We start from the raw sequence: 23913 nt of genomic DNA on the forward strand, positions 1-23913 counted from the left end.
TTGATGTAATCGGAAAAAGTCACTTGAAATCTTTTTCGGTTACCCTTATCTTACACGCAACCAAACGCCACAGGCATTTTGCGGTGGCGTTTTCTTATTCATTAAATTTTCAATTAAGGATGTATCTATGACTTTACAAGTAACTGACGCCACATTTGAGCAAGAAGTATTACAATCAGATGTCCCAGTGTTATTAGATTTTTGGGCACCGTGGTGTGGTCCATGCCGTATGGTGGCACCAATCTTAGATGAGTTATCAGAAGAGTTTGCTGGCCGTGCAAAAATTGCAAAAGTAAACGTAGATGAAAACCAACAAATTCCAGCGCAATTCGGTATTCGTTCTATTCCAACATTAATTTTATTTAAAAATGGTCAAGTAGTGGCGACTCAAGTAGGTGCATTACCAAAATCACAATTAGCAGCATTTGTTGAACAAGCGCTATAATTAAAATTCTTTTTACAGGCGAGGCATCCTCGCCTTTTTATTTGCAAAAAAATTGTTAAAAATGACCGCTTTTATTCGGTAAAGCCTAGCAAAATCAAGCGCAAATAGGTACAATCTTTGTTCATGCCTGTTTTGGGCCTGAAATGTTTTTGGGAGCAATTTATGTCGTTTCATTTATCAGACAATCAAGATCCTTGGGGAAGACCAGGACAAAAGAGGTCTGAACAACAAGGACAAGGTTCGGCACAAGAGCCAAAGCAAAAGAATGATCAACAACCACCTGATTTAGAAGAAGCATTTTCTAGCTTATTAAAAAAAATGGGTGGTAGTAATAACAATGGAAATAATCCGTCTTCGTTTACATTCGGCAAATTTTTACCTGCTATTTTAGGTATCGCTGCTGTGGTTTGGGGTGTTTCGGGTTTTTATACCGTGCAAGAAGCGGAACGTGGTGTGGTTTCACGTTTTGGTAAATTACATGAAGTTGTTATGCCGGGTTTAAACTGGAAACCTACATTTATTGACAGTGTGAGTTCAGTCAATGTGCAATTAGTCACGCCATTAAGCACCAAAGGGGCAATGTTGACCCAAGATGAAAATATGGTGCAGGTTGAAATGACTGTGCAATATCGTGTTGAAGATCCAGCTAAATATCTATTTAAGGTAGATAATCCTGAAGATAGCTTAAGACAAGCAATTGATAGTGCGTTACGTTATGTGGTTGGCCATATGAAAATGGACGATATTTTAACCACTGGGCGAACAACGGTCAGTGAAAAAACGCGTGAAGAGCTTAATAAAATTATCAATGCTTACGATATGGGCTTAGCCGTAATCGCAGTAAACTTAGATGATGCGCGCGCACCAGAAGAAGTGAAAGCTGCTTTTGATGATGCGATTAAAGCGCAAGAAGATGAACAACGCTTAATTCGTGAAGCTGAGGCTTATGCTCGTGGAAAAGAACCGCTAGCACGCGGTCAAGCACAACGCATTATTGAACAAGCAACGGCTTATAAAGAAAAAGTCGTATTAGAAGCGAAAGGGGAAGCCGCTCGCTTAGCGAAATTATTGCCTGAATACAAGGCTTCACCAGAGTTGATGCGTGAGCGTTTGTATTTACAAACAATGGAAAAAGTGATGGCAAATACACCAAAAGTTGTGATGGAAGGCTCATCACAATTAAACGTATTACCATTAGATAAGATGCTAAATAAAAATAGTGTGCAAGAGGTGAAAAAAGAACCTGTACAACCACCTTCAAATGTGGAGAACACTGCACCTACGCCAGTTGTCGTTGAAAAAAGCGTACAGCCAGTAGCCCAAACTGTTGAAAGTGTTCGCAAGGGGAGATTTTAATGCGTAAATTATTATTACCTGTGATAGCGATATGTGCTTTTGTACTGTTTCAATCTATTGTTATTGTGTCTGAAGGCGAACGTGGCATTATGCTACGCTTTAATAAAGTTCAGCGTGATGCGGAGCAAAAAGTGGTTGTCTATGATCCGGGTCTTCATTTTAAAGTGCCGTTTATTGATAGCATGAAACGTTTAGATGCACGTATTAAGACACTTGATCCGAAAGAAGCGCGTTTTATTACAGTTGAGAAAAAAGACTTACTCGTCAACTCTTATGTAAAATGGAAAATTAGCGATTTTGGACAATTTTATACTTCAACGGGCGGGAATTACCAAAAGGCGGAAGATTTATTACGCAGTAAAGTGAATGATCGTCTTCGTTCAGAGATCGGTTCCCGAACTATTAAAGATATTGTTTCAGGCTCACGCGGTGAAGTGATGGCTGGTGCACAAAAAGCTTTAAACAGTGGTGAAAGCGGTGCTGAAAAATTAGGTATTGAAGTGGTAGATGTTCGCGTTAAGCAAATTAACCTGCCAAATGAAGTGTCTTCTTCTATTTACCAACGGATGCGTGCAGAGCGTGATGCGGTCGCACGTGAACACCGTTCGCAAGGGGAAGAAAAAGCAGAGTTTATTCGTGCTGAAGTAGATAAGAAAGTAACTTTAATTGAAGCGAATGCGAAGAAAACAGCTGAAGAACTTCAAGGTGCTGGTGATGCTGAAGCGGCGAGAATCTATACCAATGTTTTGGGTAGTGAAGCTGAATTCTATGCGTTTATGCGTAGCTTAAAAGCTTATGAAGCAAGCTTTACTGAAAGTCAATCAAATATGTTGATTGTGAAACCTGACAGCGATTTCTTACGTTTTATGAAATCACCAACAAAATAGTTGTATCTAAAAGACCCTCATTTTAGGGTCTTTTTTACGTTTTTAAATGAAACTCAACCAAAAAGAGGCAATTCCTATGGGTAAAAGTGTGGCAATTCTCGGCGCGCAATGGGGCGATGAAGGGAAAGGTAAAATTGTTGATTTATTAACGGATCGTGTGAAGTATGTAGTACGCTACCAAGGTGGCCATAATGCAGGACACACTTTAATTATCAATGGCGAAAAAACAATTCTTCGCTTAATTCCAAGCGGCATTTTACATGATAACGTGACTTGTTTAATCGGTAACGGTGTTGTACTTTCCCCAGATGCGCTAATGAAAGAAATGGGTGAATTAGAAGCACGTGGTGTTAATGTTCGTGAGCGTTTAAAAATTTCAGAAGCTTGTCCATTAATTTTGCCTTACCATATTGCAATGGATCACGCGCGTGAAAATGCATTAGGTAAAAATAAAATTGGTACTACGGGTCGTGGTATTGGCCCTGCTTATGAAGATAAAGTTGCTCGTCGCGGTTTACGTGTAAGTGATTTATTTGATAAAGAAGCATTTGCAGAAAAATTAAAAGCGAACCTTGATTATTACAACTTCCAGTTAGTACATTATTACAAAGTTGAACCAGTCGATTTCCAAAAAACCTTAGATGAAGTGTTTGCGGTTGCAGATGTGATTAAATCGATGGTTGCGGATATCACCACGTTATTGCATAAAGCACGTGAAGCTGGCGAAAACATTTTATTCGAAGGGGCGCAAGGTACAATGTTAGATATTGACCATGGTACTTACCCATTCGTAACTAGTTCAAATACAACCGCAGGTGGCGTGGCTACTGGTTCAGGTTTTGGTCCTCGTCACTTAGATTATGTACTAGGCATTATTAAAGCATACTGTACGCGTGTAGGTAGTGGCCCATTCACAACAGAATTATTTGATGACATTGGTGCAGAAATTGCTCGTAAAGGAAACGAATTTGGTTCTGTAACTGGTCGTCCTCGCCGTTGTGGTTGGTTTGATGCGGTAGCGGTTCGTCGTGCAGTGCAAATTAACTCTATTTCAGGTTTCTGTATGACGAAATTAGACGTATTAGATGGCTTTGAAGAGTTAAAAATCTGTACAGCTTATAAATTACCAAATGGCGAAGTGGTAGAATATGCACCACTTGCAGCGAAAGATTGGGAAGGTGTTGAGCCAATTTATGAAACATTACCTGGTTGGTCTGAAAATACTTTCCGTGTAACGAAACGTGAAGAGCTTCCGCAAGCTGCATTAGATTATATCAAACGTATTGAAGAATTAGTTGGCGTACCAGTTGATATTCTTTCAACCGGCCCAGATCGTGTTGAAACAATGATTTTACGCGATCCATTTGCAGCATAATTTACTCACGCGAAACTAAAACTAAGCACGGAGAGCCTTTCTCCGTGTTTTTATTTTAGATTTGGTAAAATTCTTTTAAAATACGACCGCTTGTTACTAAATTAGAATCTCATATGAAATTTATTATTAAACTTTTCCCTGAAATCATGATTAAAAGCGATTCGGTACGTAAACGCTTTATCAAAATTTTAACTTCCAATATCCGTAATGTCTTGCTGCGTGAAACTGAAAATGTGGCGGTTATTCGTAATTGGGATTTTATTGAAGTTCGCGCCAAAGTTGCAGAAGAAGCACCAATGGTGCTTGATTTGCTGCAACGTACTCCGGGCATTCACCATATTTTAGAAGTAGAAGAATATCCATTTGAAACGATGCACGATATTTTTGAACAAACATTGGCTCAAGTTCGTCCACAACTTGAAGGTAAAACGTTCTGCGTTCGTGTGCGCCGTAAAGGAAAACATGAGTTCCGTTCATTAGATGTTGAACGTTATGTTGGTGGTGGACTGAATCAACATATTGAAAGTGCGCGTGTGAAATTGACCCAACCCGATGTAACAATTCGCATTGATATTGAGCACGATAAAATGTTACTGGTTAAAGCACGTCATGAAGGTTTGGGGGGATACCCAATTGGTACGCAAGAAGATGTATTATCATTGATTTCTGGCGGATTTGATTCTGGCGTTTCAAGCTATATGTTGATTCGTCGTGGTTCACGTGTACATTATTGTTTCTTTAATTTAGGTGGTGCTGCGCATGAAATTGGTGTGAAACAAATGGCATACCATATTTGGAGCCGTTACAGTACTTCGCATAAAGTCCGCTTTGTCGCAATCAATTTCGAGAATGTGGTTGGAGAGATTTTAGAAAAAGTCGATAACGGACAAATGGGGGTTGTACTAAAACGTATGATGGTTCGTGCAGCAAGTAAAGTGGCACAGCGTTTTGATATTCAGGCGATTGTGACGGGTGAAGCATTAGGTCAAGTTTCTAGCCAAACTTTAACTAACTTACGTTTAATTGATAAAGCAGCCGATGCGCTTGTACTTCGTCCGTTAATTACCCATGATAAAGAGCAAATTATTGCAATGGCGAAAACGATTGGTACGGATGATATTGCAAAATCTATGCCAGAGTTTTGTGGGGTAATTTCTAAAAATCCAACTGTGAAGGCGATTGAAAGCCGTATTCTTGAAGAAGAAGGGCATTTTAACTTTGATGTATTGGAAGAAGCGGTTCAACAAGCGAAATATTTAGATATTCGTGAGATTGCTCAGCAAACAGAGCAAGAAGTTACATCCGTAGAAACTACTTCTGAATTAGGTGAAAATGATGTGATTTTAGATATTAGAAGTCCAGAAGAAACAGAAGAATCGCCATTCACTTTAGAAGGTGTCACTGTTAAAGTATTGCCATTTTATAAGTTATCCAGCCAGTTTGGCAGTTTAGATCAATCTAAACAATATTTGCTTTATTGCCAGCGTGGCGTAATGAGTAAATTACAAGCACTCTATCTCAAGGAAAATGGCTTTAGCAATGTAAAAGTGTTTCGAATGAAATAGAAAGGTAAATAAAGAAATCTGCATTAAAAGGTTTATTAACTGATTAGATGCAGATTTTTATTTTAGAAGCTAAGAACATTATAAAAGAACGCACCAAAATAGAGGCGTAAATAGACTATAGTTTCTTAAATTTGATTAAATAACAATTTTTTGTTAGAATTCATTCTCTTTTGGAAACAATCCTTTCAATTTCTACTGAGCGTTTCCTTCAAAATCGCACTTCTCTGTGCTGTCAATAGCATGCGATCGCATGCGTTATTTACATCTTGCATTATCTTAATAAAAACATATTTTTTACTTTCAACTTAATTTAAATAAGGGGAACAGTTTGTCTTTATCTCAATTTATGGAAAAGCGAACGTCATTTAATCCATTTGTGATTTTTATGACACTTTTATTTGTAAGCTCATTAGTGGGGGTCACGTTATTGCTGCCTGAACAAACCCAAACATTTTTAAATGTAGCGAAGAACGCTATTTTTTCACATTTTAGTTGGTTTTATATTTTAGCCTTTTCAATTGTTCTGTGCTTTTTAGTCATTTTATCAGTGAGCAATTTAGGTAATATCAAATTAGGGCAGGACGAGGATATGCCTGAATTTAGTTTTATCTCATGGCTTGCCATGTTATTTGCTGCGGGAATGGGTGTCGGCTTGATGTTTTTTGGTGTGGCAGAACCTTTAAGTCATTATCCTTCAAGCATAACCACAGGCGGAGCAGAGCATAAACAGCAGGAAGCCTTATTGCATACCGTCTTTCACTGGGGCATGCATGCGTGGGCGGTTTATGGCACCATTGCGCTTGCGTTAGCTTATTTTGGTTTTCGCTATAAATTACCTTTAGCACTACGTTCTTGTTTTTATCCACTCTTAAAAGAGCGAATTAACGGCAAGTTAGGTGATGCTATCGACATTATGGCGCTACTTTCAACTTTATTTGGGATTATTACTACATTAGGTTATGGCGCCGCCCAACTTGGTGCAGGTTTAGTCCAATTAGGCTGGATTAGTGAAAATAATTTTGGGTTACAAATTGCCATTATTGTTGTTGTCATGGGGCTAGCTATTTTTTCTGCTATTTCTGGTGTGGGAAAAGGCGTCAAAATACTGAGCGAACTCAATTTAGGGTTAGCCTTTACTTTGTTACTCTTTGTGTTAGTAACTGGCCCAACACTCTATTTGCTGTCGGCATTTAGCGATAATATTGGTAACTATTTAAGCAATATTTTGCAATTAAGTTTTAAAACTTATGCTTATGAGCAAGAAAATACAGATTGGTTTAGTGGTTGGACAATTTTATATTGGGCATGGTGGTGTTCATGGGCGCCATTTGTGGGGCTATTTATTGCTCGAATTTCCAAAGGGCGCACAATTCGTGAGTTTATCTTTGGTGTATTAGTGATTCCAACACTTTTTGGCATTTTATGGTTTACAGTATTTGGTAACACAGCAATCTGGCTAGAAGATCACGTTGCTAACGGCGAGTTAGGCAAAATGGTTTCATCACCAGAAATTTTGCTCTTTAAATTTTTAGACTATTTACCGTTACCCGCAATAACGGGCATCGTAAGTTTAGTGATTATTGCATTATTCTTTATTACTTCAGCCGACTCGGGAATTTATGTATTAAACAATATTGCTTCTCGAGATAAAAGTTTGGCAGCACCTCGTTGGCAAGCCATGATGTGGGGCGGAATAATGTCTTTGGTTGCGATTGTGTTAATGAATGTTGGTGGACTGGCAAATTTACAGTCAATGACACTAATTGTGGCATTACCCTTTGCGATGTTAATGCTGGTAATGTGTTTTAGTTTGTGGAAAGGTTTAAATGCTGATAAACAATACTTTGCCACTAAAGTAACGCCAAGTACGGTATTTTGGACGGGAAATAAATGGCGAGAGCATCTTGAACAAATGATGAATCAAACCCAAGAGCGAGATATTCTTCGTTTCTTAAAACATAAAGCGCTTCCTGCAATGCGAGAGCTTCGTCAAGAATTGATTGGTAAGTATGGTTTTGTTGTGCATATCAATACGTTGTTTGAACAAGAAGAACCCGCAGTGGAATTCATCATTCAAAAAGAATCGTTACGAGATTTTATGTATGGGATTAAATCGGTTGGCAGAGAAGTTTCAGAACAGTTGATTAACGATGAAAACTTGCCTCATATTCAGCATAGTACAACCTATGAGCCTTATACTTACTTCTTTGATGGGCGAGTGGGATATGATGTGCAGTATATGAATAAAGAAGAACTGATTGCGGATATTCTTAAACAATATGAACGCTATCTCAGCTTATTAGAAAGCGTTGGGCAGGAATTGATGGCTCACGAACAGACTGAATTAGCCGAGTAGCATAAAACAAGCGGTCGGTTTTTCCTTATTTTTTGCAAAATTTGGGAGAAATACGACCGCTTGTATTACATTATTCTGTTTGTTCTTTGACTTTTTTGCCGTTATTCCATTCGATTACGCGGTAGGGGGTCGCAACACCGTTGTCATTCCGGAAAAACACTTCTTTGCCGTGTTTTACTTTACCGTTCATTTCTTGCATGTGTACTTCTAGGTCATTTTTATATTGCCAAATGACAACTAGCTTACCACTTTCATCGTATTCGTGGGAAAAACCATCCGCTAAATTATTTTTATAGTCAATAGCCGCTTTTACTTTGCCATTTTCCCAGTAGTGCATAATTTTGCCGTGTATTTCACCTTGATCATTATAGCGCATGGTGCTTTTTAGTTTGCCGCTCGGATAGTAAATCGGTGATTCACCAATAACTCTGCCATTTGGGCCAATAGTGAATATATTTTTAACCACATTTGAACCGTCATGATAAACGACACAACGTTGGTTGCCATGGTTATCAAATGTGCAGTCGCCTGTTGGATCAAAAGCATAAACATTTCCAGCAATCGTTGCTAATGAAATTAACCACCATTTTTTCATAAATTTTTCCTTTTAAAGAGAGAAATGAATTCACTCAATTTTAGCATAGTTTTCTAAAAGTTGAGTGAATTTCTATAGTATATTGAGGTAACTTTTTATCGTTATCTATTTTATGTCAGCAATGGTATTTAAAATCCGCTTATCTGAAATTGGGTATTTTGTACCCAGTTGTTGTGCAAATAAACTAACTCTTAGTTCTTCAATCATATAACGAATTTCTAACACTTCAGCCGGTATAGCTTTGGATTTTGGTAGTTTAGCCAAAAGCTGTTTATAAGCTTCTTGTACCTGTTCGACTCGTAACATTTTAGCTCGGTCGGTATTGGTATCCGTGCCAAGTTTGTCCAAGCGTTTTCCGATAGCGGTCAAATATCGGTAAAGATCTGCAAGTCGTTCAAAGCCTGCTTGGGTGACGAAATTTGGATAGATTAAACCAGCGAGTTGCGTTTTTATATCCGAGAGCGCAAATGCCATTGTAAAATCCATCTTACCTTTCATGCGTTTGTTTAGCTCGAAAGCAAGGGTTAATGATTTTTCCACTTGTAGGGCAATTTCCACCGTTGTTTCGTTTAAATTAGCGCGAACAAATTCATGCAATGCATTAAATTTTTCTTCTGTCCACACAAAGCCACCAAATTCTTCGATCAATTTATCAACTGCGCAGGCAATGCAGTCATCAATCAATTCCACCACTTTGCCAAATGGGGCAAAATAAAGTCCGAGTTTGGCTTTGTTGGGCAGTTTCTCGTGTAAATATTTAATAGGTGAAGGAATATTCAATAGCAATAAACGGCGCAGCCCTGCTTGCATGGCTTGTTGTTGTTCAGCTTCTGTTTCAAAGAGTTTAATGCCTACTGCATTTTTCTCATCCACAATGGCGGGATAAGCTTTTACGCTGAAATTTGCTTTTTTCTGCTCATAGCATTGTGGCAATTCTGCAAATTGCCATAAATGTAGACCACTTTGTTCAATGCCATCATCAGCAATATGCGAAAGTGCTGTTTTGACTTCATCTTTAAGTTGGAATTTCAACGCATCTAAATCTTCACTTTCAGAGAGTGTTTTTCCTTTTTCATCCACCACTTTAAAATTCATTTTTAAATGTGAGGGCAGTTGTGATAAATCCCATAATTCTGGAGCAATAGTCACGCCTGTCATTTTACGCAGCTCATCACTTAGGCTTTGTAATAATGGTTTTTTAAATGGCTCTGCACGCGCTAAAAAGGCTTCCGCATAATTTGGTGCGGGCACAAAATTCCGGCGAGTGGCTTTTGGCAGTGCTTTAATGAGGCTGATGACTAATTCATGACGAAGCCCTGGAATTTGCCAATCAAAGCCTTCTGGCTCAATTTGATTCAGTAATGGCAATGGAATATGCACCGTAACACCATCAGATTCTGCGCTAATATCAAATTGATAGCTTAATTTCAGTTTGAGATTGCCTTGATACCAAAAATTCGGGAAATCTAACTCTGAGACCTTATTGGCGCCTTTATTGATTAAGAAGGATTTTTCAAAATTCAGTAATTCTGGATTAGCTTTACTTGCTTTTTTCCACCAGCTATCAAAATGGCGACTAGACACGACTTCTGTGCCAACACGCTGATCGTAAAAATCAAACAATACTTGTTCATCAACCAAAATATCTCGACGGCGAGATTTATGTTCTAAATCTTCCACCTCTTTGATCAAGCGGTTATTTTCTTTGAAAAATTTGTAATTGTTGACCCATTCGCCTTCTACCATCGCAGAGCGAATAAAAATTTCTCGGCTAATAGCAGGATCTATCGCACCGTAATTGACTGGGCGATTGCTGACAATCGGCACGCCATAAAGCGCAACTTTTTCATACGCCATCACAGCCCCTTTTGATTTTGCCCAATGTGGTTCGCTATAGCTACTTTTCACTAAATGTTGCGCTAATGGTTCAATCCATTCTGGCTCAATTTTCGCAACAGTTCTTGCCCATAATTTGGTGGTTTCAACTAATTCTGAGGCAATGATCCATTTCGGCTGTTTTTTGAAAAGCGCAGAGGTCGGAAAAATGAAAAATTGGGCGTTTCTTGCCCCTAAATAATGCATTTTTTCACTATCTTTCAAGCCGATATGTGAGAGCAAACCTGCTAATAAAGCCGTGTGAATTTGCTGATAATTTGCTTCGAGTGTGTTAATTGGCAAGCCCATTTCTCGTACTGATAAGCGCAGCTGATGGTAAATATCTTGCCATTCACGGACACGAAGATAATTGAGAAAATCTTTCTGGCATTGTTTGCGGAATTGATTTTTGCTCAATGCTTTTTGCTGGGTTTGGATGTAATGCCACAGATTCACAAAAGCTAAAAAATCAGAATCTTTATCTGCAAAGCGGCGATGTTTTTCATCCGAGGCTTGTTGTTTTTCTTGTGGTCTTTCTCTTGGATCTTGAATAGAAAGAGCAGACACAATCATCATTACTTCGTGCAAACTGCCATTTTTAGCGGCTTCAATCACCATTCGACCTAAACGGGGATCAATCGGTAGTTGGGCAAGTTGGCGACCAATTTGAGTTAATTCCCGCTTTTCACCAAATTTAGTTTTACGCGTTTTAAAGGCTTGTAATTCTTCAAGCAAGCGAATACCGTCTTGAATTTGTCGAATATCAGGAGAATCAACAAATGGGAAAGCGGTAATATCACTTAAGCCAAGCGAATTCATCTGTAAAATTACCGAGGCCAAATTAGTACGAAGAATTTCTGGATCGGTAAATTCAGGGCGACTGTTAAAATCTTCCTCTGAATATAAGCGAATACAAATCCCTTCGGACGTTCGACCGCATCGACCTTTACGCTGATTTGCCGAAGCTTGAGAAATAGGCTCAATCGGTAAACGTTGTACTTTTGTGCGATAACTATAACGAGAAATCCGTGCCGTCCCCGTATCAATAACATATTTAATGTTTGGAATCGTTAATGAAGTTTCTGCCACGTTAGTTGCAAGAATTACACGATTTAACCCGCTTGGACGGAAAATCCGTTGTTGTTCTTCGGCTGAAAGACGGGCATATAGTGGCAGAATTTCAGTAAAACGAAGTTCCTGTTTTTGTAAGGCTTCTGCAGTATCGCGGATTTCACGTTCGCCGTTCATAAAAATCAGAATATCGCCTCGGCCTTCAGCTTGTAGCTCATCAACCGCATTTAAAATGCCTTGAAGTTGGTCTTGATCCTCTTCTTCTACGATTGGACGATAACGAACTTCTACAGGGAAAGTTCTGCCTGAAACTTCAATAATTGGCGCATTATTAAAATGGCGTGAGAAGCGTTCTACATCAATGGTTGCAGAAGTAATAATGACTTTTAAATCTGGGCGTTTGGCTAGAATTTGTTTGAGGTAGCCCAAAATAAAATCATTGTTCAAGCTCCGTTCATGAGCCTCGTCAATAATCAACGTATCATATTGATTTAAGTAGCGATCGGTTTGAATTTCTGCCAGTAAAATCCCGTCAGTCATTAACTTAACCAAAGTATTTTCGCTAACTTGGTCGTTAAAACGAACTTTATAACCTACGGTGGAGCCCATTTCAGAACCAAGCTCTTCGGCAATTCGGTTTGCGACCGAACGTGCGGCAATTCGACGAGGCTGAGTGTGCCCGATCAAGCCATTAACGCCACGTCCTAGCTCTAAACACATTTTAGGCAGCTGGGTGGTTTTGCCTGAGCCAGTTTCCCCTGCAATGACTACGACTTGGTTTTCTGCAATCAGTTTTAGAATTTCTTCACGGCGTGCAGAAACAGGTAAATCAGGATAGCTGATTTTCAGATTTTCAAGCTGAGTTTTACGAGTAGCAAAATGAGCTTGCGCAGATAAGATAGATTGCTCAATTTCTGCAATCACAGCTTGCTTGGTATCTGATTTTTTTACGTTAGATAAGCCATGAATACGAGAGCGCAAACGGCGATAATCACTGGTTGTGATATTTTTTAATTGCGCAATTAACGCTTTTTGCGTCTCATCAAGCGGTCTGTTTTGGTGATTTTTTTGCATATTTATAAAAAGATTATTCAATCAGAGATGAAATGAGATTATTTTCCTAGGCCTAAAAATAGCGAGCAAATACCCGCAGCAATCAATGGACCAACTGGCACGCCACCTAAAAATGCCACGCCTAAAATGGTGCCAATAAGTAAGCCTGTCACAATGATTGGTTGAGCCGACATTAAATTCACGCCACGACCACCTAGCCAAGCAACAAAAATACCAATAGCAATAGAAAGCAGTATTTTCCAATTTAGCATTTCTGCCAGTGCCGGAAATTGAATTCTGCCAGAAACAATGGGGCTTAATACGGCAATTGTGAGAATGATAATGCCGATGGTTAATCCACTTTTTTCAAGCTGAGGGATATATTTACTTAAAAAGGTTTGTTGCATAAGTAGCAAAACGGTGGCAGAAATGGTAATGGAATTATTATTGCCCATTACACCAAGAAAAATGAGTGCCACTAAAAATAGGGCAACAGGGTTAAATTGAAGAGTCATAAGTGGTATCGTTCCAGTATTTGTAAAAAAGTAGAATGAATCTTCTAATAATTTACTACAAGTCTGCTAATTAGCAAGCTTATTTCTATACTATAGAAATTTAGTTAGTAGCAAATATCCAACTATTTATTCAGAATATTGGAAAAACTTTCTAATATTACTTCTACAAATGATTTTTGTCATATTGGAGTACGATGCTAGAGTTTATAATTGAGTAAGCGTGTATTCTAGCATAGATTAGAGAGAAATTAAGACATTCCTCTTGCTTATTAATAGCGCTGTATCTAGAATACAAGTTCTAACTTATTACTAAATTAATAAACAAAATGCAACAGAATAGATTAACTCCAGAGCAAATCGCGATCTTAGATTTTTGGCATAAAATAGAATTTTTTCTTCCTTATGATCTAGAAGATACGCTTTCTAAAATTAAGAAGGCTCAACAAAACTATCTGCCTTTATTTAAGCAGAAAATAGAATTTCTATCAACTGAAGAATTATGGAGATACTTAACACCAGGTTTACATAAAGATGAAGTTATTTTAGGTTTTGATCTTTTTATTGGTATTTATAATAAAAATGAATTAGCAGAAAAATTAAACAAACTTTTAAAGTTTGATACTAGTAGTGAAAATGTTCGCTTTATTGGTAATATTAAAAACAACATATCTTCAAGTAATGGGAAAGGGTTAAGTTGTTGTGCAAAAATTAGCTTAGATGAATTTGGACGTTTAGACCCATATAAATCAGGAAATATTGAAGTGTCAACAGCGCCTTGGGCTATTGGTCAGATCCGCAAGAATAATGGGGATGTTACTTGTTTGGATTTTGAGCAATTTGATTGTGAGATGAAATTGCTTAAAGATACTCTTGCTGACTTTTTAAGAATGAACATAGAGCCCCATGTAACCAAAGAAAATCCTTTTCCTGCGTTAAGTGGAAAAAATATTGTTCAACTTATAGATGTTGTAATGGAATGGATGAATTTTAGCCCAAATTCTGATGATGTTACTCATTTTTATATTTATCCTAAAAGAGGAAAAAAAACAAGAAAAGAAAATAATAAAAATGAATCATTAAAGTTTACTGTTGAAGTTGAAAATATTCAGATTTCTATTCTAAATAGTTTTTTTGCAATTGATCTTGCTAAAACTATTCAAGCTGGAATGAATAATAAAATAGTTGGTAATACTTTGATTTCTTATCTTTCTAAAACATATAAATACATTGACTTATATGATTCATTGGAAGGGAAGGAGTGCATTATTGAAAATTTAAAGCCAGAGTACATTAATCATGGACATTGGTTTAGTGAGAATTCTCATCATATGAGTTTGATGCAGCAATTTGCTATTAATACAATATTCAAAGAAATTAATAAAAATCCGGAAGGTCGATCACTTTTTTCTGTTAATGGTCCTCCAGGAACAGGAAAAACAACTTTATTAAGAGATATCTTCGCAGAAAATATTGTTCGTAGAGCCACTGCATTAGCTAATTATTTAGATGTTAAAAGTACTTTTAAATCGGATAAGATCAAAATTGAGTTTGGAAGGAATACATTGGAATTAGCAGTTCTTCAAGATGATTTAACTGGTTATGAAATGGTTGTTACTTCGTCAAATAACGCTGCTGTTCAAAATATTTCGGAAGAGTTACCTCAAATGAAAGCTCTTGGTAGAAATTGGTATGATATGAAGAAAAATACTAAAGTAAAGTATTTACAAAGCGTGGCAAGAAATTTGATTTCTTGTAAGAAAATAAATAAGAAAAAAGAGTATGTAGAATTAGATTTTGAACAACAACCATGGGGATTAATTGCATGTGTATTAGGGAGAAAAGATAAAAGAGAATTTTTTGTTGAGCAATTTACGCAAGAGCCAGATCCTAACCTTAACGGATTTAAAGAAGATTATTTTGATAGTATTTATACGTGGAGAAAAAGATATTCAGGTCCAAGCTTTAGTAAAGCAAGAGAAGCATTTTTAACTAAACAAAAAGAGGTTAAAGAACATATTTCTCATCTTACTACCTATATGAATATTGTATTGAAATGGAAAGATTTATGTGAATTTGATTTTGAACATGAAGCTTATTTAGCTAAATTAGAAATTGAGCGTAACTTATCTAAACTTACAAACTTGATTCAAGAACGAGAATTTTTAAATTTAAATAAGCCTACTTTATTAAGTAGATTATTTTTTCCTAAGAATTATCAATGTTATTTAGAAAAAATTAAGAATAATAATTTTGAACAAGAAAATCAACGTCATTTAAGACTTCTTTCTGAAGATAAGCTACTCAATATACAAGAAAAACAAAATGAAAAAGAACGCTTGTTTGCAAAGCTTTCAGAGTTAAGAAATATTTTAGGATATAGCGAAAATTTTAATGAAAGTAAAGTTAAAACACCTATTAATATGTTAGAGGATTTAGAGAAAGAACAATGGCAAATTAGTGGATTCTGGTCTGATGAAAATCTTAATCAGAAACGTTCAGAATTATTTCAAGCCGCATTAAGTTTGCATGAAGCATGGATAGCTGAAAGTATTAGTTGTGGTTTCAGTGGCAATATTTTAGCCATAAAAAATTTGATAGGAGGTCAGCAGTTACAAGGTAATCCAGAAAAAATAGAAGAAGCTGCTTTACTAATTTGGCAAAGCTTATTTATGATGGTACCAGTTGCTTCCACTACTTTTGCTTCTTTTGGATATCTATTCCGTTATTTAGGTGCCCAAAGTCTAGGTTGGATTTTTGTTGATGAAGCAGGGCAAGCTATTCCTCAGGCTGCGGTAGGTGCCATGTGGAGAGCTAAAAATGCTATAGTTGTGGGCGATCCATTGCAAATTGAACCTGTATTTACTACTCCTGAGAAATTAACAGATATATTGTTTAAGGCAAGTAAAATTCAGGTCGATTTTGAGGTCTCTCCACATAAAACATCTGTTCAAGTATTAGCAGATAAAGCTAATCCATATGGAGCATATTTGGATGTTGATGGAGAAAGTACTTGGATTGGAAGCCCATTACGGGTGCATCGTCGTTGTCTGGAGCCAATGTTTTCAATTTCTAATTGTATAGCTTATCAAGGTAAAATGGTTTTTGGATTGAATAAAAAACATCCAATTCAAGATCCATGGTTAATGGGAGATAGTGCTTGGATTCATTTATCAGAAGGGGAACAACAAGAAGAAAAAGAAGTTGAACTTGTAAGTAATATTTTTAGGCAGCTTTGTCTTCAGCGTTATAAAGATAAACAGTTACCTCCAATATACATAATCTCTCCTTTTAAAGAAATGTGTGAGAAGATTAGAACGCGTTTAAAAGAAAATGAAAAATTATGGAGCGAATTTGGAGTGAGTGGGGGTGATTGGGTTAACAAGAATGTAGGTACTGTGCATACTTTTCAAGGAAAAGAAAGCAGTATAGTTTTACTAGTTTTAGGAAGAAATCAATCAGATATTATTAAAGCAATGCCTTTAGTGAGTAAACCAAATTTATTAAATGTTGCAGCTACTCGAGCAAAAGATCGTTTATTTCTTATCGGTGATTATCATGTTTGGAAAGAAAAATATGAATGTTTTAAAAAAGCTTTACCGATACTAGATAATATTATTGATGCATCAATTTTTCTTGAAAAATTACAGAAAAAAGTAAAAGAGGTTCGATAATTAAACAAAGGCGAGTTTAAAACTCGCCTTTGTTAAAATATTATTTTATGCAGCAACCATGACCATCGCTGGACGAAGTACGCGACCTTGTAGAGTGTATCCTTTTTGTAATACTTGGCTGATATGGTTAGCATCAATGCCTTCTGCCGGTTGCATTGAAATAGCTTGGTGAAGTTCAGGATTGAATACTTCGCCAACTACACCGACTGCTTGAACGCCAAATTTCGCAAGGGTAGAAATGAATTCTTTGTGGGTCATTTCAACACCATCGACTAAAGCTTGGGTGGTTTCATCTGAAACGGCTTTGTCTAATGCGGCTAATCCACGCTCTAGGTTATCTACTACAGTTAATAATTCTTTAGAGAATTTTTCTAATGCGAATTTATGCGCTTTTTCTACCTCTTGTTCAGCGCGACGACGCATATTTTGAATTTCAGCTTGTGCACGTAATTGGATATCTTGTTCACGCTTATCAGCCTCTGCAATGTAGGTTTCTAATTCGTTAATACGAGCATAGCAACCAGCAAGTTCAGCTTCGATTGGTTGTTCTTCTGTTTCTACAGTGGTTTCCTGAACTTGTTCTTCTACTTTTTCTTGTTCATTGATTTCTGGGTTTTCATTGGCTTGAGTCATGATAAATCCTCTTTTAAGTGATTCAATAGGTTAAACTTTCTTTAATATAATAACAAATTCTTGCAATTCAAGAAAATGACAAAAATAATTTCATTTTTACTGAGAAATTCCTTGCAAAATCTAGGGGGTCACTTAAAATTCCCCTCAATTTCCGCTGTGTTGTGATAGTGTGAAAGATTCGTCAATTTTCGGATTTATCCGAACGCTTTTATCTTTTTTTCTTAACGGAGAAAACTTAAATGAAAAAAATCGCAGGTTTAGTCGCTGCAGGCGTGGCTTCATTAGTGTTAACAGCTTGTAATGAAGAGAAAGCAACCACAACGGAAACCGCAGCCCCGGCAAACGCGGGCACCGTTCACTTATATACTTGGACGGAATATGTACCAGAAGGCTTATTAGATCAATTCCAAAAAGAAACAGGCATTAAAGTTGAGGTTTCAAGTCTTGAATCTAATGAAACCATGTATGCGAAGTTAAAATTACAAGGTAAAGACGGTGGTTATGATGTTATCGCACCTTCTAACTACTTCGTATCAAAAATGTCAAAAGAAGGTATGTTAGCTGAACTTGATCACAGCAAATTACCGGTAATTGCAGAATTAAATAAAGACTGGTTAGACAAACCTTACGATAAAGGTAATAAATACTCATTACCACAACTTTTAGGTGCGCCAGGTATTGCATTTAACACGAACGATTATAAAGGTGACCAATTTACTTCGTGGGGTGATTTATGGAAACCAGAATTCGCAAATAAAGTGCAATTATTAGATGATGCGCGTGAAGTATTTAACATCGCATTATTAAAATTAGGTAAAAATCCGAATACTACTGATCCAGCTGAAATCAAAGAAGCTTTTGAAGAGTTGAAAAAATTACGTTCAAACGTACTTTCATTTAACTCTGACAACCCTGCAAACTCATTTATTTCAGGTGAAGTTTCAGTAGGTCAATTATGGAATGGTTCTGTTCGCATTGCGAAAAAAGAAAAAGCACCAATTGATATGGTTTTCCCGAAAGAAGGCCCTGTTTTATGGGTGGATACTTTAGCGATTCCAGCCAATTCGAAAAACAAAGAAAATGCGCATAAGCTAATTAACTATTTATTGAGTGCGAGTGTTTCTAAACAACTCACACTTGAAATTGGTTATCCAACTTCAAACGTGAAAGCATTAGAAGAATTACCAAAAGAAATCACTCAAGATCCAGCAATTTATCCAACAGCAGAGATTCTACAAAAATCTCACTGGCAAGATGATGTGGGCGATGCAATTGAGCTTTATGAAAAATACTATCAAGAGTTAAAAGCTTCTAAATAATCTTAGATAGATAAGTAAAAGGCAGAATTTGAGAAATCAAATTCTGCCTTTTTTGTTCTTATCTGTTGACTATAGTGCAGTAAAGAAGCTAATTAAGCCTAATACTACACCTGGTGAATTGGCTAGTGCTACTGGATAATCGCGTTTTTCTTTTAATAATCCATAAGCAACCCATAATGAGCAGTTAACTGCTGTGGCAAGTGGTTGCAAAACACCACCTTTTTGCCCCGCTAGGTTTAAATTAATTTGTTCTAAATAAGAGACATACATGCATACCGCAGTGAAAGTGGCAACCCAACCTAAAATGTTAATGAAACGTTCGTTTGTCATTCTTCCCCCAATTTAATAACTAAAGTATATATTTAATGATTTCTTAATTCTCTTTAATTATATTAAATTATTTCTTTAAAGTCAATAATATTTGATGTTGTGTGTATTCTATGCTTTTTATTGACAATAATTTTGTTAGGGAGAAAAAAATCCCCACACCGTATTTCAGTTATGGGGATTTGAGATAAACAAGACTATAAACCTAATACTTTACGTCCGTTAATGGAGGCAATATTTGCCATTTCTTCAAGGTTGGTAAAGCGACATCCGGCAGAAAGCAAGCTTAATTCTTGCCACATATCACCCTCACAAAGTGGTACCATGTAATCACAGATATTATCTGTACCAATAGCCACAGTAATACCTTCTGGAATGAGTTCATCGGCAGGGGTTAATGCATTATGGAAGGGTTGAAGATCTTCTTTACGTCCACTATCAATCCATGCCATTGGGCAGGCAATAACCATCATTTGTGCATCACGCATTTTTTGATAGAGCATTTTTCGATATTCTTTAGGATGTGCACCAATTGAAATACCATGAATTGCAACTACCCGCCCTTGCATACCGTGTTCAATGGCTTTATCGCATAGTTGTTCGGTTTCTTTTTCTTTTGGGGTATTAAATTGGTCAACGTGAACGTGCAACATTTTGCCAAGCGATTTCGCTTTATCCATTAAAATATCCATGGCCTCTAAGCCTTTACCAAAATCTAATTCATCTCGATAAGGCAAACCACCAATCATATCTACCATTTCAGAGCCGATATCAAACCATTTTTTAGCGCTAGGTTCAATCACGCCTTTTAAGGTTTGGTTGGCGAATTTCAAAATAATGTCACTTTTATAAACTTCACGAGCTTTATGAGCGGCAATAATTGCACGATCTTCGCAGACTGCATCAATATCTACGAAAGTACCGAATGCGGTTACCCCTTGTGAAATCATTAGCTCAATAGCTTGGCTAAAGCGGCGATAGTAATCATCGACAGTTGAATTGCGTTTAATTTCATCGACTAAATCCCATTTTTGTTGGAGGTTTGCATTTTGATAAATGGTAATTTTCTCTGGAGTCATGGTAAAGGCGCGGTCGGCATGAGCGTGGGAATTAACCCAACCTCCTTTTTTGATAATTTCATCACGAATATGACCTTTTAAAGTGCGAATAAGTTGACCCATGGTTATTTATCCTATTTTGCAAAATTTAGACGAAAAAAAATCGCTTGTAAAAAGCGATTTGAAGAAAAGAGAGAAATGAATAAAAAAATAGCTACGCCTCGTAATACGATGCGTAGCGAAAAAAATGGTAACATTGATCGAGAAGAATTCATTTCTAGTTCCTATGTTTGGACTAGAGCGATAGTATAATGACTTTTTTAGAAAATGCAAACGGTTGCATTTGGTGGCATAGTCTTCTAAAATTTGCTCCGTTCTCATCGGGGTGCTTATAGGCTGAGATATGTGATCATAAACCCGTAGAACCTGAACTGACTAATATCAGCGTAGGGATTTGAGATGGCGTGCCTGCCTTTCTTAAATCCTTCTATATTCTTTTAGAAGGAACTTATATGAACCAACTAACCAAACTTTCCCTTTCTGCCGTTTTTCTTAGCACAAGCGCTTTGGCACAACAGCCAATGTTAAATGTTTATACTTACAGCTCATTTGCTTCAGAATATGGACCGGCTAAACAGCTAGAAGCAAACTTTGAAAAAACTTGCCAATGTGATTTACGTTTTCTGCCATTTGATGATGGCATCACGATGTTTAACCGTGTGCGTTTAGAAGGAAAAAAAACTAAAGCTGATGTAGTGTTAGGCATAGATTCCTTTCTTAAAGATGAAGCCGAAAAAGCAGGCTTATTTACTGCGCATGAATTATCTTTAGATTCAATTGCCATTCCGACTAATAATTGGAAAAGTGAAGTTTTCTATCCTTTTGACTACGGCGAATATGCCTTTATTTATAATAAAGATAAATTAAAAAATCCCCCAACTTCCATGAAAGCGTTAATTGAGCGAACTGATTTACGTGTTATTTATCAAGATCCTAGAACAAGCACTGTGGGGCGAGGCTTGTTAATGTGGGTAAATGCGCTTTACGGAGAGCAAGGCGAACAAGCGGTTGCAGAGCGTTGGACAGCCTTAAGCAAACATACCGTTACGGTGGGTAAAGGTTGGTCAGAAACCTATGGAGCTTATTTAAAAGGTGAGGCTGATTTAGCGCTAAGTTACACAACTTCACCGTTATACCATCAATGGTATGAAAATGATGATAAGAATGTTGCAGCCATTTTTGATGAAGGGCATTTAGTGCAAGTGGAATATGGCGCGATTATGCAATCTTCCAAACAAAAAGCATTGGCACAAAAATTCTTACAATTTTTAACCACGCCAGAATCACAAAAAATTATTGCTAAAGCAAATATTATGCACCCAGTCATTACTGAAGAAGTGGATCCATTATTGAGTGCACAACCAAAAACAAAAACGTTAACGAATTTTGCTATGCCAAGTAGTGAACAAGTGCGTCAATGGTTGAATATTTGGCAAAAAGCTATCACTCAATAATGAATTTTTTTTGATTTTATTTGTCTGTAAGGCGGTAAGCGGTCGGATTTTATGAAAATTTTGCAAAATAGGTTGCCAAATTGATTAACTTCTGTTATTTATACCGCCTTTTAGAAGACCCCAAATTTTATTTATCATTCAGCTTTGTTTATGACTGAAAAATAAAGCCACTTTTTAAAGCAATTTTGGGTAAAGAATTGGGTAAAATCAAAAACAGGAGTGAATCATGACACAAGTAAGTAACAGCGCCTCATTAGGATTATTAGCCATTGCGGGTGTTAAACCTTACGAATTAAAGAAGGGTGAAGAGTATATGAATGATGCTCAAAAAGCACACTTCACCAAAATTCTAAAAGCGTGGCATGCGCAAATCATGGAAGAGGCTGAAAGAACAAAAAGCCAAATGCAAGAAGAAGTTGCAAACTTTGCAGATCCTGCAGACCGTGCAACCCAAGAAGAAGAGTTTAGTTTAGAGTTGCGTAATCGTGATCGTGAGCGCAAACTGTTAAAGAAAATCGAACAGACTTTACACAGTATTTCAGAAGATGAATATGGTTACTGCGAAACTTGTGGCGTAGAAATCGGCTTAAAACGCTTAGAAGCACGCCCAACAGCAGATATGTGTATCGACTGCAAAACCCTAGCAGAAATTAGAGAAAAACAATTAGGGTTATAATGATTATAACGGAGAGTGGTATAAGCTCTCCGTTATCCTATTTTTATATGAAGTTTATTGAGGTGAGCTATTTTTAATTACATTAAATCGTTTTTTTCTCGCCCTAAAAAAGCGAAAAAACAACAATTTGCAGATGAAATAACGGAGCGTCAGGAACGAAAAGCAGATAATAAACCGCTATCTCATCGCACTGAATCTAAATCTAAATCCTCCCCCTCTTCTGAACGAGCACGAAAAGGTCGAAAAACGCAAGATCGTGTCCCGTCTCATATGTTACACAAAAAATACACGCTAAATGCATCACATTTTGATATTAGCCCACGCGCCTTTCCAAAACACGCATTAACTATTGTTGAAAAATTACAACGTGCAGGTTTTGAAGCTTATATTGTGGGCGGTTGTGTTCGGGATTTACTATTAGGTAGAAAACCGAAAGATTTTGATATATCCACCAATGCTAGACCGGAAGAAGTGCAAAAAATCTTTGGTCGTCAGTGTCGTTTAGTAGGTAAACGCTTTCGTTTAGCCCATGTGGTGTTTGGGCGAGAAATCTTTGAAGTAGCAACATTTCGCGCTAATCATGAAAATCATAGCAATGATAAAATTTCTAAAGTCAGTGATGAAGGAATGTTGTTGCGCGATAACGTATATGGCTCTTTACGCGAAGATGCAGAGCGCCGTGATTTTAGCGTGAATGCCTTTTATTACGACCCAACACATAACATCATTTTCGATTTCTTCAATGGTGTTGAGGATTTACAAGCGGGTAAATTACGCCTATTAGGGAATCCTATTCAGCGCTATCAAGAAGACCCTGTACGCATGCTGCGTGCCATTCGTTTTATGGCAAAACTAGATATGTTTTTGGATAAACCAACCGCCAAGCCAATTAAAGAAATGGCTGGGTTGTTGACGAATATTCCGGCTGCACGTTTATTTGATGAGTCGCTCAAATTATTACAATCTGGCGAAGGTGTAAAAACTTATCAGTTGCTACGTGAATATGGCTTGTTTGAATTGCTATTCCCAGTACTGCCACCGTTTTTTACCCCGAATCAAGACAGTAATGCGGAGCGCATGTTAATCAAAGCATTAACCTCAACAGATGATCGGATTAAAGATGGTTTACCTGTTAATCCTGCATTTTTATTTGCTGCACTCTTTTGGTATCCGTTACGAGAGAAAATTGATGAGTTGAAAAATGAAGGTGGATTAAATTCGCATGATGCAATGATGCTTGCGGCAAATGAGATTTTAGATGAAAGTTGCAAAGCTGTTGCGCTACATCGACGTCATACGGGAGTGATTCGTGAAATTTGGTCGTTACAATTCCAAATGACCAAACGTTCGGGTAAACGCCCATTACAAACGCTTGAAGTCCAAAAATTCCGTGCTGGTTTCGATTTGCTAGTGATGCGCGCTGAAATTGAAGGCGGTGATTTGGTAGAACTTTCCGCTTGGTGGCATGAGTTCCAATTTAGCAATGATGCACAACGTGCGGAAATGTTGAAAAATGTACGTAGCATGCCGAATTTTGCGGGTGAAGAGAAGAAAAAACGTCGCCGTAAAACACCATATCGTCGTAAGAAGAGTACTATGAAAAAGCCTGCAGGAGAGTAGCA

At 37.2% G+C, this 23913-nt stretch carries 17 protein-coding genes and 1 riboswitch; of the genes, 11 read left to right on the plus strand and 6 right to left on the minus strand.

The features are described from left to right. Nucleotides 1-127 precede the first annotated feature (127 nt). From trxA to HSP_RS0107660, 6 genes are all read left to right on the plus strand, one after another. Nucleotides 128-445, plus strand: a complete 318-nt coding sequence (gene trxA, locus HSP_RS0107635; RefSeq protein ID WP_007525543.1) for a thioredoxin — start codon at nucleotides 128-130, stop codon at nucleotides 443-445. Nucleotides 446-607: 162 nt separating this feature from the next. Further along, entirely contained in the window at nucleotides 608-1801 is a 1194-nt protein-coding gene (gene hflK, locus HSP_RS0107640; protein WP_007524161.1) for an FtsH protease activity modulator HflK, read from the plus strand. Continuing rightward, nucleotides 1801-2688 (plus strand): protease modulator HflC, encoded by an 888-nt coding sequence (hflC, locus tag HSP_RS0107645; RefSeq protein WP_007524857.1) that lies wholly within the window; start codon nucleotides 1801-1803, stop codon nucleotides 2686-2688. The genes hflK and hflC overlap by 1 nt, the downstream gene beginning before the upstream one ends. Nucleotides 2689-2764: 76 nt before the next feature. Beyond that, a complete protein-coding gene (locus HSP_RS0107650) occupies nucleotides 2765-4063 on the plus strand; it encodes an adenylosuccinate synthase (protein ID WP_007525331.1) in 1299 nt (432 codons plus the stop codon). A gap of 113 nt (nucleotides 4064-4176) precedes the next feature. Further along, the gene (thiI, locus tag HSP_RS0107655; protein WP_007524437.1) at nucleotides 4177-5628 is read left to right on the plus strand and encodes a tRNA uracil 4-sulfurtransferase ThiI; all 1452 of its coding nucleotides are present in this window, start codon (nucleotides 4177-4179) and stop codon (nucleotides 5626-5628) included. 328 nt (nucleotides 5629-5956) lie between these two features. Next, the gene (locus HSP_RS0107660; RefSeq protein WP_007524593.1) at nucleotides 5957-7984 is read left to right on the plus strand and encodes a BCCT family transporter; all 2028 of its coding nucleotides are present in this window, start codon (nucleotides 5957-5959) and stop codon (nucleotides 7982-7984) included. A gap of 70 nt (nucleotides 7985-8054) precedes the next feature. Here the strand turns inward: HSP_RS0107660 and HSP_RS0107665 are convergent, their stop codons facing one another. The 3 genes from HSP_RS0107665 to HSP_RS0107675 all read right to left on the minus strand — a co-directional run bounded on the left by HSP_RS0107665 (nucleotide 8055) and on the right by HSP_RS0107675 (nucleotide 13093). Further along, nucleotides 8055-8579, minus strand: coding sequence for a toxin-antitoxin system YwqK family antitoxin (locus HSP_RS0107665; protein ID WP_007524624.1), 525 nt, complete (start codon nucleotides 8577-8579; stop codon nucleotides 8055-8057). 105 nt (nucleotides 8580-8684) lie between these two features. Next, nucleotides 8685-12599 (minus strand): ATP-dependent RNA helicase HrpA, encoded by a 3915-nt coding sequence (hrpA, locus tag HSP_RS0107670; RefSeq protein WP_007524472.1) that lies wholly within the window; start codon nucleotides 12597-12599, stop codon nucleotides 8685-8687. Nucleotides 12600-12637: 38 nt separating this feature from the next. Beyond that, nucleotides 12638-13093, minus strand: coding sequence for a DUF441 domain-containing protein (locus tag HSP_RS0107675; RefSeq protein WP_007524202.1), 456 nt, complete (start codon nucleotides 13091-13093; stop codon nucleotides 12638-12640). 326 nt (nucleotides 13094-13419) lie between these two features. On the opposite strand from HSP_RS0107675, the gene HSP_RS0107680 reads away from it, so the two are divergent. Continuing rightward, nucleotides 13420-16764, plus strand: a complete 3345-nt coding sequence (locus HSP_RS0107680; protein WP_010129745.1) for an AAA domain-containing protein — start codon at nucleotides 13420-13422, stop codon at nucleotides 16762-16764. A gap of 45 nt (nucleotides 16765-16809) precedes the next feature. Here HSP_RS0107680 and grpE read toward each other — a convergent pair whose 3' ends face one another. Then, complete coding sequence (gene grpE / locus HSP_RS0107685; RefSeq protein WP_007524983.1) at nucleotides 16810-17397, minus strand: nucleotide exchange factor GrpE; 588 nt, start codon at nucleotides 17395-17397, stop codon at nucleotides 16810-16812. A 239-nt stretch (nucleotides 17398-17636) separates the two neighbouring features. Between grpE and HSP_RS0107690 the strand changes: the two genes are divergently transcribed. Then, nucleotides 17637-18716: an extracellular solute-binding protein gene (locus HSP_RS0107690; RefSeq protein ID WP_007524844.1), complete on the plus strand. Its 1080-nt coding sequence runs from the start codon at nucleotides 17637-17639 to the stop codon at nucleotides 18714-18716. Nucleotides 18717-18785: 69 nt separating this feature from the next. Here HSP_RS0107690 and HSP_RS0107695 read toward each other — a convergent pair whose 3' ends face one another. Next, nucleotides 18786-19046 carry a SemiSWEET family transporter gene (locus tag HSP_RS0107695; protein WP_007524603.1) on the minus strand — a complete coding sequence of 87 codons (261 nt, stop codon included), beginning with the start codon at nucleotides 19044-19046 and terminating at the stop codon, nucleotides 18786-18788. A 194-nt stretch (nucleotides 19047-19240) separates the two neighbouring features. Further along, nucleotides 19241-20224, minus strand: coding sequence for an amidohydrolase family protein (locus HSP_RS0107700; protein WP_007524369.1), 984 nt, complete (start codon nucleotides 20222-20224; stop codon nucleotides 19241-19243). Nucleotides 20225-20472: 248 nt separating this feature from the next. Continuing rightward, nucleotides 20473-20572: riboswitch (TPP riboswitch) on the plus strand. A gap of 41 nt (nucleotides 20573-20613) precedes the next feature. On the opposite strand from HSP_RS0107700, the gene thiB reads away from it, so the two are divergent. From thiB to pcnB, 3 genes are all read left to right on the plus strand, one after another. Then, nucleotides 20614-21615 carry a thiamine ABC transporter substrate binding subunit gene (gene thiB, locus HSP_RS0107710; protein ID WP_007524695.1) on the plus strand — a complete coding sequence of 334 codons (1002 nt, stop codon included), beginning with the start codon at nucleotides 20614-20616 and terminating at the stop codon, nucleotides 21613-21615. A gap of 226 nt (nucleotides 21616-21841) precedes the next feature. Then, the gene (gene dksA, locus HSP_RS0107715; RefSeq protein ID WP_007525123.1) at nucleotides 21842-22291 is read left to right on the plus strand and encodes an RNA polymerase-binding protein DksA; all 450 of its coding nucleotides are present in this window, start codon (nucleotides 21842-21844) and stop codon (nucleotides 22289-22291) included. A gap of 69 nt (nucleotides 22292-22360) precedes the next feature. Then, a complete protein-coding gene (gene pcnB / locus HSP_RS0107720; RefSeq protein WP_029495305.1) occupies nucleotides 22361-23911 on the plus strand; it encodes a polynucleotide adenylyltransferase PcnB in 1551 nt (516 codons plus the stop codon). The last annotated feature ends 2 nt before the right edge of the window (nucleotides 23912-23913 follow it).

Origin of the sequence: Haemophilus sputorum CCUG 13788 (assembly GCF_000238795.1) — a bacterium.
GTDB classification, from domain to species: Bacteria; Pseudomonadota; Gammaproteobacteria; order Enterobacterales; family Pasteurellaceae; genus Haemophilus_A; species Haemophilus_A sputorum.